15 protein-coding genes are annotated in these 16,266 nt (G+C 53.7%); 7 read left to right on the top strand and 8 right to left on the bottom strand.

Annotated features, from left to right (window positions below; all coding sequences use genetic code 11):
* Positions 1-28 precede the first annotated feature (28 nt).
* Positions 29-1,006, bottom strand: coding sequence for a stage II sporulation protein M (locus RHH81_RS01825; RefSeq protein ID WP_206200822.1), 978 nt, complete (start codon positions 1,004-1,006; stop codon positions 29-31).
* Positions 996-1,301 (bottom strand): hypothetical protein, encoded by a 306-nt coding sequence (locus RHH81_RS01820; protein WP_206200821.1) that lies wholly within the window; start codon positions 1,299-1,301, stop codon positions 996-998. The genes RHH81_RS01825 and RHH81_RS01820 overlap by 11 nt, the downstream gene beginning before the upstream one ends.
* 88 nt (positions 1,302-1,389) lie before the next feature.
* Between RHH81_RS01820 and RHH81_RS01815 the strand changes: the two genes are divergently transcribed.
* On the top strand, positions 1,390-1,737 hold the full coding sequence (locus RHH81_RS01815) for a hypothetical protein (RefSeq protein WP_206200820.1): 348 nt from the start codon (positions 1,390-1,392) through the stop codon (positions 1,735-1,737).
* Here the strand turns inward: RHH81_RS01815 and mtnA are convergent.
* The 3 genes from mtnA to RHH81_RS01800 all read right to left on the bottom strand — a co-directional run bounded on the left by mtnA (position 1,734) and on the right by RHH81_RS01800 (position 4,361).
* A complete protein-coding gene (mtnA, locus tag RHH81_RS01810) occupies positions 1,734-2,801 on the bottom strand; it encodes an S-methyl-5-thioribose-1-phosphate isomerase (RefSeq protein ID WP_310743287.1) in 1,068 nt (355 codons plus the stop codon). The two genes, RHH81_RS01815 and mtnA, sit on opposite strands and share 4 nt — an antisense overlap.
* A gap of 77 nt (positions 2,802-2,878) precedes the next feature.
* Positions 2,879-3,826 (bottom strand): asparaginase, encoded by a 948-nt coding sequence (locus RHH81_RS01805; protein WP_255451666.1) that lies wholly within the window; start codon positions 3,824-3,826, stop codon positions 2,879-2,881.
* 43 nt (positions 3,827-3,869) lie between these two features.
* Positions 3,870-4,361, bottom strand: coding sequence for a CGLD27 family protein (locus RHH81_RS01800; RefSeq protein ID WP_310437936.1), 492 nt, complete (start codon positions 4,359-4,361; stop codon positions 3,870-3,872).
* Between the two features lies 1 nt (position 4,362).
* Between RHH81_RS01800 and RHH81_RS01795 the strand changes: the two genes are divergently transcribed.
* From RHH81_RS01795 to RHH81_RS01775, 5 genes are all read left to right on the top strand, one after another.
* Positions 4,363-4,548 (top strand): hypothetical protein, encoded by a 186-nt coding sequence (locus tag RHH81_RS01795; protein WP_302677145.1) that lies wholly within the window; start codon positions 4,363-4,365, stop codon positions 4,546-4,548.
* Complete coding sequence (locus tag RHH81_RS01790; RefSeq protein WP_302677778.1) at positions 4,548-5,162, top strand: precorrin-8X methylmutase; 615 nt, start codon at positions 4,548-4,550, stop codon at positions 5,160-5,162. The genes RHH81_RS01795 and RHH81_RS01790 overlap by 1 nt, the downstream gene beginning before the upstream one ends.
* Positions 5,143-5,694 carry a ribosome maturation factor RimM gene (gene rimM, locus RHH81_RS01785; RefSeq protein ID WP_206200816.1) on the top strand — a complete coding sequence of 184 codons (552 nt, stop codon included), beginning with the start codon at positions 5,143-5,145 and terminating at the stop codon, positions 5,692-5,694. Before RHH81_RS01790 ends, rimM begins: the two co-directional genes overlap by 20 nt.
* Positions 5,695-5,894: 200 nt before the next feature.
* The gene (gene infB, locus RHH81_RS01780) at positions 5,895-8,780 is read left to right on the top strand and encodes a translation initiation factor IF-2 (protein ID WP_310743286.1); all 2,886 of its coding nucleotides are present in this window, start codon (positions 5,895-5,897) and stop codon (positions 8,778-8,780) included.
* Between the two features lie 119 nt (positions 8,781-8,899).
* Positions 8,900-9,820 carry an ABC transporter substrate-binding protein gene (locus RHH81_RS01775; protein WP_206200814.1) on the top strand — a complete coding sequence of 307 codons (921 nt, stop codon included), beginning with the start codon at positions 8,900-8,902 and terminating at the stop codon, positions 9,818-9,820.
* 154 nt (positions 9,821-9,974) lie between these two features.
* Here the strand turns inward: RHH81_RS01775 and RHH81_RS01770 are convergent, their stop codons facing one another.
* Positions 9,975-10,337, bottom strand: a complete 363-nt coding sequence (locus RHH81_RS01770) for a hypothetical protein (RefSeq protein WP_302677141.1) — start codon at positions 10,335-10,337, stop codon at positions 9,975-9,977.
* A gap of 118 nt (positions 10,338-10,455) precedes the next feature.
* Positions 10,456-11,949, bottom strand: a complete 1,494-nt coding sequence (locus RHH81_RS01765; RefSeq protein ID WP_225901617.1) for a pitrilysin family protein — start codon at positions 11,947-11,949, stop codon at positions 10,456-10,458.
* Positions 11,950-12,265: 316 nt separating this feature from the next.
* Between RHH81_RS01765 and RHH81_RS01760 the strand changes: the two genes are divergently transcribed.
* On the top strand, positions 12,266-14,794 hold the full coding sequence (locus RHH81_RS01760) for an EAL domain-containing protein (RefSeq protein WP_302678694.1): 2,529 nt from the start codon (positions 12,266-12,268) through the stop codon (positions 14,792-14,794).
* Here the strand turns inward: RHH81_RS01760 and RHH81_RS01755 are convergent.
* A complete protein-coding gene (locus RHH81_RS01755; protein ID WP_399378980.1) occupies positions 14,747-16,165 on the bottom strand; it encodes a sugar transferase in 1,419 nt (472 codons plus the stop codon). The genes RHH81_RS01760 and RHH81_RS01755 overlap by 48 nt on opposite strands.
* Positions 16,166-16,266 lie beyond the last annotated feature (101 nt).

The following is a 16,266-nucleotide window of genomic DNA, read 5'->3' as shown; positions in this document are numbered from 1 at the left end:
TCGGCCTAAACGTCAATAAAGCATCCTTCTATTTTCCCTCACCCGTGGGCGATCGCTCTAGCGGCCAAGCCAAATAGAGCACTAAAGCCGCAAATAACCCTAAGCCAGAAAGATATTTAACGCTGTTGGGAATTAGCGGATTGGGCGACCAAAAGCCCTCGATAATACCGGCAATCACCAAGAGGGGAACAATGCCAAACATCAGTTGTGCTGCCAAGGCGCCATTGCCTTTGAGTGCGCTCAGGCGACGGTAACGCCCCGGCAAGAGAATCGCTTGCCCCAACAACAGACCCGCAGCGCCGGCCAGAAAAATTGCAGGCAGCTCCAAAGCACCATGGGGACTGACAAAAGCCCAAAAGGGATACCCTAGATTGTTTTGAGCCACCAAGGCAGCGATCGCCCCCATGTGCAGACCGTTGTTCCAGAGGATATAAAGCGTCCCTAGCCCCCCTAGGATACCTCCCGCTAGCATTGCAAAAGCCACACTCAGGTTATTGGTCATAATGGCACTGGAGGCTAGGGGTTCAACCCCGACGATCGATCCCATCCAGAGCTTGCCCTCCTCTTCCACAAGGGAAAGGATGTCTGCGGGTACCACTAGTTCCAAAAATTGGCGATCGCTCCACGCATACCACCAAGCGATCGCCGCCGCCACCAGAAATACCCCCAAGGCAAAGGCCGTATAGACCCATGTTTGCTGGACAACCGCTGGGAAGCCCCGCTGGAAAAACCACCAAACTTTGCGCCAATCTTGGGAGCGCTGACCCTGATAGACTTGGCTGTAGCTCCGCAAGGTGAGACCCTGCAAATAGTTGACGATGCTACTGCCCAAGCGGCGAGTTTTTGCCCGCGCTAAATCCGCACTAACCAAGCGGTACAACTGACTGAGGCGGCAAATCTCCGTTGCCGATAGCGCTTGAATCCCCTCTGTCTCAGCACGGTTGAGGAGGTGTTCTAGCTCTAGCCACTGCGGCTCTTGGCGGATCAGCCAGCGTTCAACATTCATGACTATCTGATTCCTCTTGAATTGCCCCCAAAAAAGACTCTAGGCGTTTGCGGGGAATGTAGGGCCAGCCGCCATTGGTTTCAATATCCCGCAGTAGTTGATAGAGCGCTTGGCGGTTGGTGGGCAAGGCCGCTTGAAACTGATTGTCACAAATTTCGCGATGCAATTGCTCCAAAAGCCGCAGCAATGCCAACAGGTCATGGACATTTCCATTGGCTCGCTCAGCCGCGATACGGATCCGTTCAGCAAGGGCGTTGAGGTCGGTTGTACTTAAAGAGGATGGCGAGGAAATCATCTTTTCTATAAAGCTTTTTGAATTGGGAATAACGATTTTCTACCACAGTTGCTACGATCGTGTTAGCAAAAAAAGAGGTTTTGTGACCATGTTTCGGACACCTGTTGCCCTTGTGGGGGCAGCAACGTTGAGCCTCAGTCTGGCGATCGCCCCGCCTAGTTTCGCAGAAATGGAAGTGGAAGTGGCTCGCGACAGTAGAGGCCGTGTTTACACTGTGGATATGGATTCCCGTCGCTTTTATAGAAATAGGAATGGCATTATCCAAGTGGATTTTAGCCTCTCGACCCTTGGCGACGATTACTGGCATCGGGCAACGGCGTCCTGTAATCCCTACGATGTTAAGAGTGATTATTACGGTTGGGATTGGACGGGAACCAAAAGCTATCCTCCCGGTACGATAGCGGGTGATATTGCCCGTGCAGTCTGCCGCCGTTAACCTGCTGCTGCACCAATACCCTGTGCAAGGTCAGCAGGAGCAAAAACCCCTAGCTCTGTAATAATGCCACTAATTAAATGGGCAGGGGTGACATCAAAAGCCGGATTGTAAAAATCTACCCCAGCGGGTGTAATGCGGCTAAACCCCACCTGATAAATTTCTTGGGGGTGGCGCTCCTCAATGGGAATTTCCGCCCCAGTAGCAATTTTAGTATCAATTGTAGAAAGGGGGGCGGCGACAAAGAAGGGAATGTTGTGGGCTTTGGCGGCGAGGGCAACACTATAGGTACCAATTTTGTTGGCGGTGTCCCCATTCAAGGCAATGCGATCGGCGCCCACCACCACCGCATCAATCATCCCCCGCTGCATACAGTGCGCCGCCATCGTATCCGCCAGCAGGGTGACAGGAATGCCCTCTTGCACACATTCCCAAGCGGTTAATTTCGCTCCCTGAAGACGAGGACGAGTTTCATCGGCATAGACTCGCTCCAAGCGACCCGCCGCCCAAGCCGCACGAACCACCCCTAACGCTGTTCCATAGCCTGCTGTCGCTAGGGCACCGGCATTGCAGTGGGTAAGCAGGCGCAACTTCTCGGGCGTTTTCGGCAGGACACTAAGGCCGTTTTCACCAATGGCTTGACAGGTTTGCACATCTTCACGGGCAATGGTTTGGGCGGTTTCAAGAAGGTGCTGCTGCAGTTCCTCAAGGCTGGCTGTGGCTTGCTGGGCTGCCCCAAGCATGCGATCGATGGCCCAAAATAAATTCACTGCCGTTGGGCGGGTTTGCCGCAATTCGGAAGCGACATTCTCTAGGTGAGCCAAGAAGCCCTTGCGATCGCTCCCTGTGTATTCCCGTGCCCCCAAGACCATGCCAAAGGCAGCGGCAACCCCAATCGCTGGCGCACCGCGCACAACCATTGTCCGAATGGCGGTGGCCATCTCCGCTGCGGTGGTGATGTCCTTGAGTTCATACTGTTCTGGCAAGCGGGTTTGGTCAATTAACTGCACGCGATCGCCCGCCCACACCACAGGAAAGATGGTTCCGACATTTGCTGTGACAGCCACAACAGCCTCCGTGCTCACTAAAATTGAATACAAATCATAACCCAAGGGAGAACCTATTCAGGCTAGAATTTAGCCCCCTAGGCAAAGGTCAGTTCACCATTCACCTCGAGACGGGTAAATTGGTTGGGAATCAGAAACTGCTCCCCCAAGGCTTCCGCCACACTGGGAGTAATCCAGCCCAGTTGCTTCAACAATTGAATGGCAACGGCATACTTAGCACGCTTCGCACCATCACTCACCTTAATCGCCAATCCCATCCCTTCGCCCACACGACCCACACACTGAATCCCCTCAGCTCCGGACTTACTGAGGATTTCCCCCTCCGTGAGGCGCATCAGCTCGCTATCAAAGGCACCGGGACCGGCAACAAAATCAGGGTGGTGGGTCATGGCACGAACGACGCGCTCCATTGCCCAGTCATTGCCCGAGGCCAGTTGGCCGTAAAGGGTGGCCATCTGCACCAGTTGCATCAAGTACGTGGGCGCCCCACAGTCGTCGTGGGCACAGATAAATTCTGCGGCGGGCATCTTCAGTAGTTCTGCCACCTTGGAGAGGATCAGAGCCTGAACGGGGTGATTTTTGTGCAGATAACTTGCCAATGGCCAATTGCGCTGTTGACAAACCGCCAACATCCCCGCATGTTTACCCGAACAGTTGTGCTGCAGTGCCCCTTGGCGGCCGGGGGGAACGGGACATTGCAAGGCAGTGGGATCCACATCGGCACGCCAGAGGATGTTAAAGACTTGGCGGACTTGCTCAATACGCCCTTGGTGGGAACTACAGATAATCGCGAGGTCGCGATCGCTCAGGTCAAACCGCTCCATCGTTCCCGTGGTGGTCACTGCCAAGGCTTGAAAGGGCTTCAGGGCAGAGCGGATAAAAGCAGCGGTTTCCGCATTACCTGCAAGGGCAAGAATTCGGCCACGGGCATCACAGACCACGGCATGGGCATGGTGGCGCGACTCAACAATCCCTTCCCGCAGTAAGCAAACATCGAGCAGAGGGGCTTGGGTGCGTTTGGACATAGGTTCGGTCATGCAGGTCAATGAGCAACAATATCAGCAGCAGCTACAGGAGTGCCCAAGCAAGGGTCAGTCCCAAAGAAAAGATCACGAGCGCCAAAAGGGTTACCTGTAACCGTTGTAAAATCGGGCGCAACTCGTAGGTATAGATCAGGCGATCTTGAGCCAATTCAGTTTCGGGTTTTTGCCACTCCTGACCGTCGTACCAGCCCGTTTCCTCATAAATGACCGTGGGACGGTGCAGCCGATCGCCCACATAAGCCCAACCGAGTACAAGGCGCAAAAGAATCAGCAACAGCAGGAAGTTTGCTCCTAGCACCCCAGCGAAGAAAACATGTAGGGGTGCCTCTTGCACTGAAAAGCTGGCGATCGCCACCGGACCACTAATGAGCCAAGCCATCCCCCACAGCAGTAGCAAACGCCTTTGAAAACGCGGCCGCGGCCAACTCGACCATTCAAAAAACCAAGAGGCTTTGAGGTCACGATATTCGTTGATCGGTCGTTGATCTGCCGGGACAGGACAGAAAATCTGAGACACAGTGGCACAAGTTCAAGGACGCTGTTTCCAGCATACCAGTCTCGCTGAAATCGTGGATCGCCACACCATGCATGAAATCGGGCGATCGCCTCGTACACTAGAGGATGTCACGGCTCCACCTCGCCTAGTGGGGCAGAAATTTTGTTGGTATATTGATTATTCCCTAGCTCCCTTGCGGCACCTTTGATGGAATGGCACCAGTCTGACGTTGCACAACTACGGGTTATTGACCAGTTGCTGGCCGGGCACAACCTGAGTCCAGCACAATACGATATTACGCGCCGTGTGATTTATGCGACGGGGGATTTAGAGTATCTGAATTTGATTATTTACTCAGAGCAGGCCCTGCAATCCGGTGTGGCTGCCCTTGCCGCTCATACCCCGATTGTGGTGGATGTGACGATGGTGCAGGTGGGGGTGCTCTCCTACACCCAAAACACCTTTGGCAATCCCATTTACTGTGGGGCAGAAACCTTCACCCGTCCGCAGCAGGAAAAGTCCCGCATTGCTTTTGGCATAGAAACCTTGGCACGACGCCATCCCACGGCTATTTTTGTCCTCAGTAGTGATCATTCAGCCCTAGAACCCCTCCTGACTTTAGTGGAGGCTCAGGAAATTCGCCCTGCCTTAATTATTGACGCTGCCCCCAATTTTCTCCCCCCCATTTTGGATCGCCTGCAAAAGTCTTGGGTGCCCCACATCTCCATTAAGGGTTGCAAGGGGGGCGTGAGCGTTGCCACAGCAATTATGAACGGTTTACTCAAGTTGGCTTGGACGGCCTATGGTGACCCCCTTCCCTGAGACAAGTGAATGGCTCTGTATCGGCCAAATTGTCGGTGCCCACGGCCTGCGGGGGGAGGTTAAGGTCAAGCCCTTTAGCGATTTTCCCGAACGCTTTACCGTGGCGGGTTCTCGTTGGTTGCGATCGCCCCGGCAGCCCCAACCCCATGCGGTTACCCTCGTGCGCGGGCGATTTTTACCCCGTGCCGAACAGTTTGTGGTTACCTTTGCCGAAGTCAGCGATCGCACCGCAGCGGAGGCACTCAAGGGGGCAGAAATTTTAGTCCCCGCCAGCGATCGCCCACCCCTTGCCGCAAATGAATACCACCTCATGGACTTGATTGGACTTGCCGTGTATCACCAAGGTGAGCGAGTTGGCGAAGTGGTGGGCTTGGTCAATGCCGGCAATGACTTACTAGAAGTGCAGTTACTCGACCCAGCGCAAGAAGCCCCCCGATCAGTGTATATTCCCTTTGTGCCAGCCATCGTGCCGGTGGTTGATCTAGCAGCCCGCAGAATTGAAATTGATCCCCCCTTGGGGCTGTTGCCCTGATCAATCCCTACCAAAATCGTTAATAATAGGGATACTTCTATTTTTTTAGCCCTGACTCTTGAGATTGTTGTTGAGTGAGTTGCCCCAACCCATCCCTTAAAACCCATTAATTCCACCTTGACGGTAGCCTTTACCTGAGCGATCGCGATCGCCCTACCGTTTGCCCCTTCGTAGAGATTTCAGAGCCTTTGAGAGACAGCATGAGCATTGGTAAAGTTCGCATTTATGACCTATCAAAAGAACTCAACCTAGATAATCGAGATTTATTGGCGATCTGTGAACAGTTGGGAATTGCCTATAAAAGTCACAGCAGCACAATTTCCGATGCCGATGCCGATCGCATTCGCGAAGCGGCCAAAACCTATCAACCCCATAGTGCCTCACCCCGTAAAGTTTCAAAAACACCTCCTCCTGTGAAGAAAGCCCCAGCCCCTCCAAAAACGCAGCAAATTGTTGCTGTCCACACTCAACCCCGCTCTGAGACGCCAGAAGCGCCCAAGCCTCAATTACAACAACCTCCCGCTCGTCCCCAAGCACCGCAGCCCCCTGCGCGACCCACACCCCCTGCACCAGTTGCCACCAAGGCAGTGGAACCTGTGGCGCCCAAACCCCCTACACCTCCCGCAAAACCCGAACCGACACCACCGCGTCCAGCGCCTACTTTAGTCCCTCCGCCCGCCCGCCCCACCAAGAAAGTGGAAAAAGTCGCTGCGGCTCCCCCACCCCGCAAAGAGCTAAAGGAACCCCCCAAAAAAGAAAAGGTGGCGATCGCTCCTGCGAAACCCAGCAGTCAAGATCGCATTGAAATTGTCCAGCGGGCAGTTCCCCCGGCACCCGTCAACCCCCCGGAAATGGCGCCCAAGCCAGCTTTACCAGAGCTACAACCGCCACCCAAACCCGTTGCGCCAGTCCTGCGGGCACCCAATCCACCCAAGCCCGTCACCGAAACCGTTGAGGTACTCGATGACAAGTCCGTTAGCAAAGTCATCAAAGACCGCCACCGTCACAAAGACTTTGATGATGAGGAGAACAAACGGAAATCCTCCCGCGTCGTCAAGTTGCGTGAAGAAGTCATTGACGAAGAGGAAGAACTAGAACTCACCAGCCGTTTGGTCGGGGTACACCAAGTAACCGTTGATGTCAGCCAATCGCTGCAACGGCCACCCAAGCCCAAGGCGCCTCGTCCCGCCCGTCCCGTTACACCAGCGGCGAAAACCGAAAAAAGCAGCGAGAAAAAACAACCCCGGCATCGCGATCGCCGTCACGAAGAGCCAGCCGAAGCACCACCGCCCGATCACATTACGATTGAAGGCCCGATGTCAGTGCAGGAGTTGGCCAGTTTAGTGCGTCGCCCCGAAGCGGAAATCATTAAAATTCTCTTCTTTAAGGGAATTGCCGCCACCATCAACCAAACCCTTGAGGTGGAAACAATTGAACTCGTGGCCAAGGAATTGGGGATTACGGTGGAAACGGCACAGCAGAAAGCCGAGGCCACAAAAGTCACCGAAATGCTGGAGTCGAGCGACCTCGATCACCTGCAACGGCGTCCACCCGTGGTCACGATTATGGGTCACGTGGATCATGGCAAAACCAGCCTTCTCGATGCCATTCGCAATGCCAAAGTGGCTCAAGGGGAAGCAGGCGGCATCACCCAACACATTGGCGCCTACCACGTGGATGTCGAACACAACGGCGAAAAACATCAGGTAGTCTTTCTCGATACCCCCGGTCACGAAGCCTTTACCGCCATGCGGGCACGGGGGGCACGGGTCACCGATATTGCTGTTCTCGTGGTTGCTGCCGATGATGGGGTGCAACCTCAAACCATTGAAGCCATTAGCCACGCCAAAGCAGCTAAAGTGCCGATCATTGTCGCCATTAACAAAATTGACAAAGAGTCTGCCCAACCGGAGCGGGTCAAGCAGGAACTCACTGAATACGGCTTGGTGCCCGAAGAGTGGGGCGGCGACACGATTATGGTACCTGTCAGTGCCCTGCAACAGCAAAATCTCGATACGCTCCTAGAAATGATCCTGCTGGTGGCTGAGGTGGAGGATCTCTACGCCAATCCCGATCGCCCTGCCAAAGGCACCGTCATTGAAGCCCACTTGGATCGGGCACGGGGACCTGTGGCCACATTGCTGGTACAAAACGGTACCCTGCGGGTCGGCGATATTCTGGTGGCAGGTGCCTGTTTTGGTCGGGTTCGCGCCATGATTGACGATCGCGGGCAGCGTGTCGAGGCAGCAACCCCCTCCTTTGCTGTCGAAGTCTTGGGTCTGGCGGATGTCCCTGCTGCCGGGGATGAATTTGAAGTCCTCAGCGATGAAAAAGCCGCCCGTGCCCTTGCGGAGGAGCGAGCCGCCGCTCAACGCCAATCCCGCCTTGCCCAAGCCGCAGCCGCCCGGCGGGTCTCCCTTACCTCGTTGTCCAGTCAAGCCCGCGAAGGGGAACTCAAAGAACTCAATCTCATTCTCAAAGCCGACGTTCAAGGTTCCGTCGAGGCGATTTTGGCGGCCCTCAACCAACTGCCCCAAGATCAAGTACAGTTGCGAGTCTTGTTGGCTGCCCCCGGCGAAATTACTGAAACCGATGTTGACCTTGCCGCCGCCAGTAGTGCCGTCATCATTGGCTTTAATACCACCCTTGCCTCAGGGGCACGCCAAGCGGCTGAGCAGCACAACGTTGATGTTCGCGAATACAACATCATCTATAAGCTCCTCGATGATATTCAAGGGGCAATGGAGGGGATGCTGGAACCCGAACTGGTCGAGGAAGAACTGGGTCAAGCCGAAGTGCGAGCTATCTTCCCCCTCAGCAAAGGAGCTGTGGCCGGTTGTTATGTCCTCAATGGCAAGCTCGTGCGCAACTGCAAAGTACGGGTGCTGCGCCAGCAAAGTGTCATTCACACAGGCATCTTGAGTTCGCTAAAACGCATGAAGGACGATGTCCGCGAAGTTGCGGCGGGCTACGAATGTGGTGTGCGCTTGGATGATTTTCAACAATGGCAGGAAGGAGATATTATTTACGCCTTCCAAACAGTAACAAAACGTCGTAGTCTTGGCGGCAGTAGCGATAAAAAGTAGCACCCCTTAGCCTCCATGGATTCTCTGGCGGGGGGTGCTGCCTGCCGATGTGCTAAACTGAGTTGGGGTTGAGCAATGGGTAGCCTCAAGCCCGATCAACTGCAAAGATGAAAGTCGGTATGGGATGGCAGCGTCGTACCTTTTTGCGCCATGTCTCTCAAGGAATCGCGATATCTATAATTGCCACAGCCAGCAAGAGCCTGCTGACGGCCTGTGGCGGGAAGGCGGATTCCTTGTCTGGATCTACGGCGACAGGGATCATCTCAAGCAATGGCCTGCTCAGTCCCGGTACATTGACTTGGGGGGCGGATCCGATTGAGGGTGCCCCCTACGTTTTTTACGATCCAGCGGATCGCCGCAGGTTGATTGGCTTTGAGGTGGAAATTGCTGAAGCAATCGCACGCCTGATGGGAGTCAGGGCATTTTTTTTTGAGGTGTCCTATGATCAACTGTTCGCTGCCCTTGCCGCCAATCGCTTTGACATGATTCTTAACGGTTGGGAAATCACCACTGATCGCAAGCGCATCCAATGGTTTTCCCAGCCCTACTACCGCTACGGCCAACAGATTGTAGTGCGAGCAGATGACCCCCGCTTCGAAAAATACACTGCCACCAGTGAAGTTACCCTAGCCAATCTGGCTGGCATGACCGTTGGCACTGGTATGAGCTACAAGGCGCAGGAAATTCTAGAGAAAGACCCCCGCATCAAAACCCGTCTCTATGATGATGCAACGGGGTTTATGAATGCTCTAGCCATCGGGCATGTTGATGCTCTGCTCGTCGACTTCCCGATAGTGGCCTACTACGTTCTTGGTGCCGGTCCGGGGGGCACAGTGAACAATAGCCTGCGCCCAATTGGTGTCCCGATCTTTTTGGATAACTATGTGATTGCCTTTAATAAGAACAACCCCAAAGGAGAAACCCTCAAAACAGAAGTTGATCAAGCCATCGACATCCTCAAGAAGGACGGCACATTACGCCGCATCTACGAAAAATGGAAAATATGGAATGATCAACAGACCCAAATTGGGATTGTGTGACATCCTCCCGACGCTGACCCTACGGTTCTCAACCTCACTTCTCGATTGTGGGGCGAGGGATGACTAAATAAAATTGTGAGGATGGTATTAGGGAGTAGGGCAAGCAGGTTAATCCAGCGGCTCATACTTGGATCCTACTCCCTTGTATCCAGTATTAACCCAGTTGATTGAGGGGAGGCTGGCCACGCATTTGCCGTAGGGCATTTAGACACAGGGGACAATCACAGCCAAATAGCGCGATCGCGGTATTACTTTCTTCCTCAGTAAACTCTAGTACAGGAGGGGGCAGCGAGCCATTATCACGGCTAGCTTGCAGTTTCGTTTCCTGAGCGCCTAGGCGAGTACAGACCAGTTGAAACTTCTGGTGGGGATTGGTGACACACTCACTGCTTTCTGGAGGTGGCACGGGAATGGGGGTACTGAGTTGGGCATGGGCAGGTGCAATCAATGGGACCAAGCTCAGGACGGATGCCAAAAAGGTAGGGCTGACTAAAAGAGCGAGACGCAAAGCTGACATAGGGTTTCCTCACAACTTGTTACTTGATTTCGGAAAAGGTCTGTATCGCTAGTCTAACGATGATTGCTTGATTTGGCGCAGCCGCGCAATATTCTGAATGCGAAAGCTCATCTTGCTCTTAGGATTGAGATTGTCGTTGCTGGCAATTTGTCGTAGGGCAGGGGATGCGATCGCCCACAATCAGGGTACGCCACTGTTCTGGTTTTAGGCGGGTTTGTGCCACCCGTTGCAGATCTGCTGCCGTTGCGGCTTTAACGGCTCGCTGATAGCGGAAGATAAAATCCTTGGGCAAATCGTAGTATTCGTAGCGCAGGAGACGATTGAGAATTTGCAGGCGATCGCGAAAATTAAAGACAAAGGAGTTGAGAATACTGTCTTTGGCGTAGTTCAGTTCTGCGGCACTAACGGGTTCCTGTTGCAGTCGCTGGATTTCCTGCCGTAGGGCGCTGAGAAACTTGGCTGTAGTCTGGGTTTGGGTTTGTCCCACCCCATAGAAGACCCCTGGATAGTCAAATTCGGGACTCCAAGCGGCATAGACACTATAGGCCAAGCCTTGGCGCGATCGCACTTCATTGAAAAGACGCCCGCCAAAGCCATTGAGAACCCCATTGAGAACATAGAGGTTAAACACGTCCGGATCTTTGAGCGTCCCCCCCAATTGCCCCGTGTAGATGTAGCTTTGGGAGAGATGGGGGCGATTAATCACCACCGTTGTTGGCGACGTATCAACTGTTACCCTAGGTAAGGGGGGCAAAGGAGGTAAGTTCGGTGGATCTTGCCATGAGCCAAAAATTGCTTCAAGGCGATCGCCCATTTGTGAGGCATCAAAGTCGCCCACCAAGCCCAAAATACAGCGGGAGGGAGCGAGGTACCTGCGGTAAAACTGCTGCACATCCGCCGGTGTGATCTTGGCAAGGGTTTCTAACTCTTGGGTGCGGGCATAGGGACTCTCCGCACCGTAGATCAGCTTGTAAAATTCCCGTTCTGCTTGGGCATTGGGTTGATCATCGCGGCGTTGAATGATCCCCTGTCGGCGCCGAATCGCCAGTTCAAATCGCTCTGGTTCTACTGCTGGCGCTTGGAGCATCTCCGCTAGTTGGCTTAGAACCGCTTCACTGTGTTCCTTGAGGCTGTTGAAATTAATCCGCCCTAAACTTTTGCCGACACCCGATTCAATGGCTGCTGCTCGATCCTCAAGCCATTGGTCAATTTCAGCGGCACGATGAACTTGGGTGCCACCCGTGCGAATCAGGTCGCCACTGACTTCTGCCAAACCCACCTGAGCCGGCGGATCCCAACGACTACCTGCCCGAAAGATTAAGGTGCCTCGCACCAAGGGCCACTCGTGATCCTCTAGGAGATAGACCACCATCCCATTGGCCAACTGACGGCGTTCATAGGCCGGCACTTGAATTTCCGGTAAGGGGGGAAATGTCAGCTCAGTGTAGTGCTTGGGGGTCATGGCTGCTGCCAAAGAGGGTGGGATCAACCATAGCAGGAGAGCCGCTACGAGTCCAAGGCAAAGCGATCGCCCCACTGGACGGCGTCTTTGGAGCCAGACAGCCATCGAGAGAAAAAGAATAAAAATAATCCGATAGGATGAAGCCAACATATAACGGTTTTCCAAATTATGGGATATGTGAGGGGGATATCATCCTCTCCCAGAGCAGCTTTCACAGTTTTAAGTGTGTTCCATCGATGTGAAAAAGACTGCCACCCATGAAAATCACATTACACTGTTAAGAAATGCTTAACTTATTCTAAGTATTGTCAGGATAAAGACTGCACTGCAACCCAGTAAATTTTCTGTAAACAGGATAAAATCTCACGTCCTAGAATAGCAAGTGAGTCTCTTCATCAATACCGGTTTGATTGAGGAGTTTCTAGTGAAAACCGTTTCCTCATGACAATTTGCCGAGGCCATTGATGTGAAGTCTGATCCGCCGAAGAAGTGGCGCCATCTCCTCGTTATTGAGGATCAAGAGGGTCGGCGTACCATTCCCTTGGAAGCCAGTACCTATACAATTGGGCGACATCCTAGCAATACGATTGTTCTTAAGTCGCCAATGGTTTCCCGTCAGCACGCTGTTTTGCTACGGGTTTTGGATCCCAGCAGTGGTAATTTTTTCTTTCGCCTCATTGATGGCGATTTACAAGGGAAGCGCAGTGTCAATGGTCTGACGGTCAATGGCAAGCCCTGTCAATCCCACATTCTTCAGCATAAGGATTTGATCGTCTTTGGCGGTGATGTGCGCGCCCGCTACCACGCGATCGCCAATATTTCTGACTCCGGGTTCAATCGCTACACCCGCGCCCTCGAAGCATCAAGTATCTCAGATCAAGACGTGGCCTCTTGGGGGGGTGCCTTCGTCAGCAGTGAAATGTCTGAGGTGACCGAAATCCAACTGCTGCGGTTGTCCTCCTTTCCAGAGTTAAGTCCCTATCCGATCATTGAACTGGCCCCCAATGGCCAAATTACCTATCTCAACCCAGCGGCCATTCAGGAATTTCCCGATCTTGGGGAACCAGATGTGCAGCATCCGCTGCTATCGCGCCTCAAAAGCTGGTCGTTGCAGGAAAAGCGATTTTCTGTTGAAGAAATCAACGTTGGCGATCGCACCTACGAAGTGACAATCCATCTGCTGCGGGAGAGCCAATTAATTCGCTGCTACATTACTGACATTACTGAACGCAAACGTTCTGAACTCGCCCTGCGCATTAGTGAAGAACGCTATGCTCTGGCAGCTGAGGGCGCCAATGATGGCCTTTGGGATTGGCAGATTAGCGATCGCTCGATGTATTATTCTCCCCGCTGGGAACTGCTGGTTGGCGAAACCCCCGGTACCCTACAACCCACCATCGAGGAATGGTGGCGGCGTGTCCACCCCGATGACCTAGAGCGGCTACGCCAGAGCATGAAGGAGCATCTTCTCGGTACCCGTCCCCATTTTGAGTGTGAGTTTCGGATTAAACACGCCGATGGCAGTTACCGTTGGATGCGATCGCGGGGCAAAGCCCTGCGCAATGAAGAGGGACAGCCCTATCGCATGGCCGGTTCGATGACCGATGTCACAGAGTACCACTTGATTCAGGAGCAAATTCTCCACGATGCCCTCCACGATGCCATGACGGGGCTACCCAACCGGGTGCTCTTTATGGATCGGCTGACGCAAGCCATTACCCGTCGCGTGCGGCGCCCCAACTCCCTCTTTGCGGTGCTGTTTTTAGATGTGGATCGCTTTAAGGTGATCAACGATAGCTTGGGGCACTTAGCTGGGGATCAACTCCTGATTGGCATTGGCCAGCGACTGACGGCCTGTACCCGCGCTGAGGACACGATCGCCCGCCTTGGGGGTGATGAATTTGCCATTCTCTTGGAGGAGTTAACGACTCCCGCCCAAGCGATCGAAGTGGCAGAACGAGTGCTAGTGGCTCTGAGCCGTCCTTTTCTCCTTGAGGGGCATGAAGTCTTTACCAGTGCCAGTATTGGCATTGCCTTCCCCAGCGAGGAAAGCAAAACGGCTGAGGACTTGTTGCGGGATGCGGATACCGCCATGTACCGCGCGAAATCCTTGGGCAAAGCTCGCTATGAAGTCTTTAGCATGACGATGCGTGCCCAGAGCATTGCCCTGATGCAAATGGAAACTGATCTGCGACGGGCGGCAGAGCGCGATGAATTTTTGGTGTACTATCAACCGATTGTTGATCTATCAACGCTCAATATTGTCGGCTTTGAAACGCTGCTGCGCTGGCAACATCCCGAACGGGGAATCGTCTCCCCCGGTGAATTCATGACTGTCGCCGAAGAAACGGGTCTGATCCTACCCATTAGTTGGTGGGTGATGGCAGAAGCCTGTCGGCAAATGCAACGCTGGTCAAAGGTGTTTCCCCGCAGTCGCAGTTTAAGCATTAGTGTCAACCTCAGCGGTCGTCATTTCCAGCAAGCGGATCTGCTGCTCAACTTAAGATCAATTTTGTCAGAAACAGAATTTCCCGCTGAGCGACTGCGCCTTGAGGTGACCGAGGGCATCTTGATTGACAACAAGGAGGTGGCGATCGCCACCCTTGAGGAAATTCGCGCCATGGGCATTGGCCTGTATATGGATGATTTTGGCACGGGCTATTCTTCCCTGAGTTATTTGCACCGTTTTCCCATTGATACACTAAAAATTGATCGCACGTTTATTTCTGCCCTCAATAGTGAGGAATCTTCGGCGACAATTGTGCACACGATTCTCATGCTGGCGCATTCTTTGCGGCTAAAGGTGGTGGCGGAGGGCATCGAAACCCGTCAACAATATCGTGTGCTCCAAGCCCTCGGCTGTAACTATGGCCAAGGTTATTTCTTTGCCCGCCCCCTCTCAGCTCAACAGGTGGAACAGTTATTTGCCAGCCAATTGTTGCCGCACCTAATACGCCCCACTACCAAAGAGCACAATGTGCACGGTCTCCACTAGAATTTCCAAATCCAGATTCAAAGACCAGTTATCGATGTAGTAAAGGTCAAGGCGGGCGGCTTCATCAAAATTGCCAATTTGAGAGCGGCCAGAAATTTGCCACAGCCCGGTAATCCCCGGCATCACCTGATGGCGAATATGGTGCCAAGAATGAAAACGGGCAACATCCCGCAGGGGTAGCGGACGCGGCCCCACTAAGCTCATATCTCCCCAAAGGACATTAAACAGTTGCGGCAGTTCATCAATGCTGGTCTTGCGCAGGAAACTGCCGAGGCGCGTGCGGCGAGGGTCGTTTTTTACCTTGAAGAGAATACCATCGGCGGATTCATTTTGTGCTTCCAACTGCGCTTGGAGTTGCGGGGCATCGGCTCGCATGGTGCGAAATTTCCACATCTGAAAGACTTGGCCGTGGAGTCCTACCCGCTCTTGGCGGAAAAAGACAGGCCCTGGGGAGGTGAGTTTGATGGCGATCGCCACCACAATAAAGAGGGGTGCCAGCACCACGATGCCAAAGAGTGCCAAAATCACGTCCAAATAGCGCTTCAGCCGATATTCCCAACCATTGAGATACGTCATATCTACCCGCAGGGTGGGCAAAGCCGCCACAATTTCCGGGGTGCCGCGGCGGTAAAGCATTTCCAAGCTGGAGGGAATCAAGCGTAGGGCAATGCCATGTTGGCGTAGTTGCCAATAGAGGGCTGAAGCGAGATGGGCTGGGGGGAGGCCTTCTACAATCACCTCTTGGGCTTGACAGTTGAGAATCTCGGTCAGGGTTTCCGGTTCATTGGCCATGGTGGCGATCGCCCTGCCGACAATCTTATAGTTCGAGCGTTGCTCTAGTAGGCGGCTGAGATGCTCCTGTCGCTCCGGGGGCGCCACCAGAAAAGCGCGAATCGGTTGCCGTAGGGTGCAAATTTTGAACGCCAGACTCACGGCTAAGCGCAAGATCACCGCGAAAACCACACTGAGACCCCAAGCACTAAAAAACAGCGAGCGGGGTAAATCTACGGTGGGGTCATAGAAGTAGGCGATCGCCAGCGCCAACAAATAGCCCAAGCTCAGCACCTTGGCAAGGCGCAGATAATTTTTCCAATGGCCGCGCGGGTGATACAGCCCACTCACAGCAATCAAAAACAATAGACCAGTGGCAAAGAGCCAAAAGACACTGGGCAATCCCAGCCAGTACCACGCTGCTAAATCAGGGGGCAACGGCGCATAGAAGCGATTGAGTTGTAAGCCCAACTTCCAAGCCAACACCAACCCCACGAGGTCACTGGTCAATAGCAGCAGGGCAAAGACCGTTTCTGAGCGCAACCACATCCGACGGCAGCGGGGTGCCCGAATATCGCGGGGAGACGTGTGAGACCGCATCATGGCGCAACACAACAACAATGGCTAGGGTTTAGTATTCCGCAGAACCCCAAGGGGCGATCGCGGTGCAATATCTCTTTGCAGACCACAACAAATCCTCG

The organism is Thermosynechococcus sp. PKX95 (genome assembly GCF_031583295.1).
Lineage (GTDB): Bacteria > Cyanobacteriota > Cyanobacteriia > Thermosynechococcales > Thermosynechococcaceae > Thermosynechococcus.
Note: the sequence above shows the minus strand (reverse complement) of the source record. Positions and strands in the feature narration are given on the sequence as shown.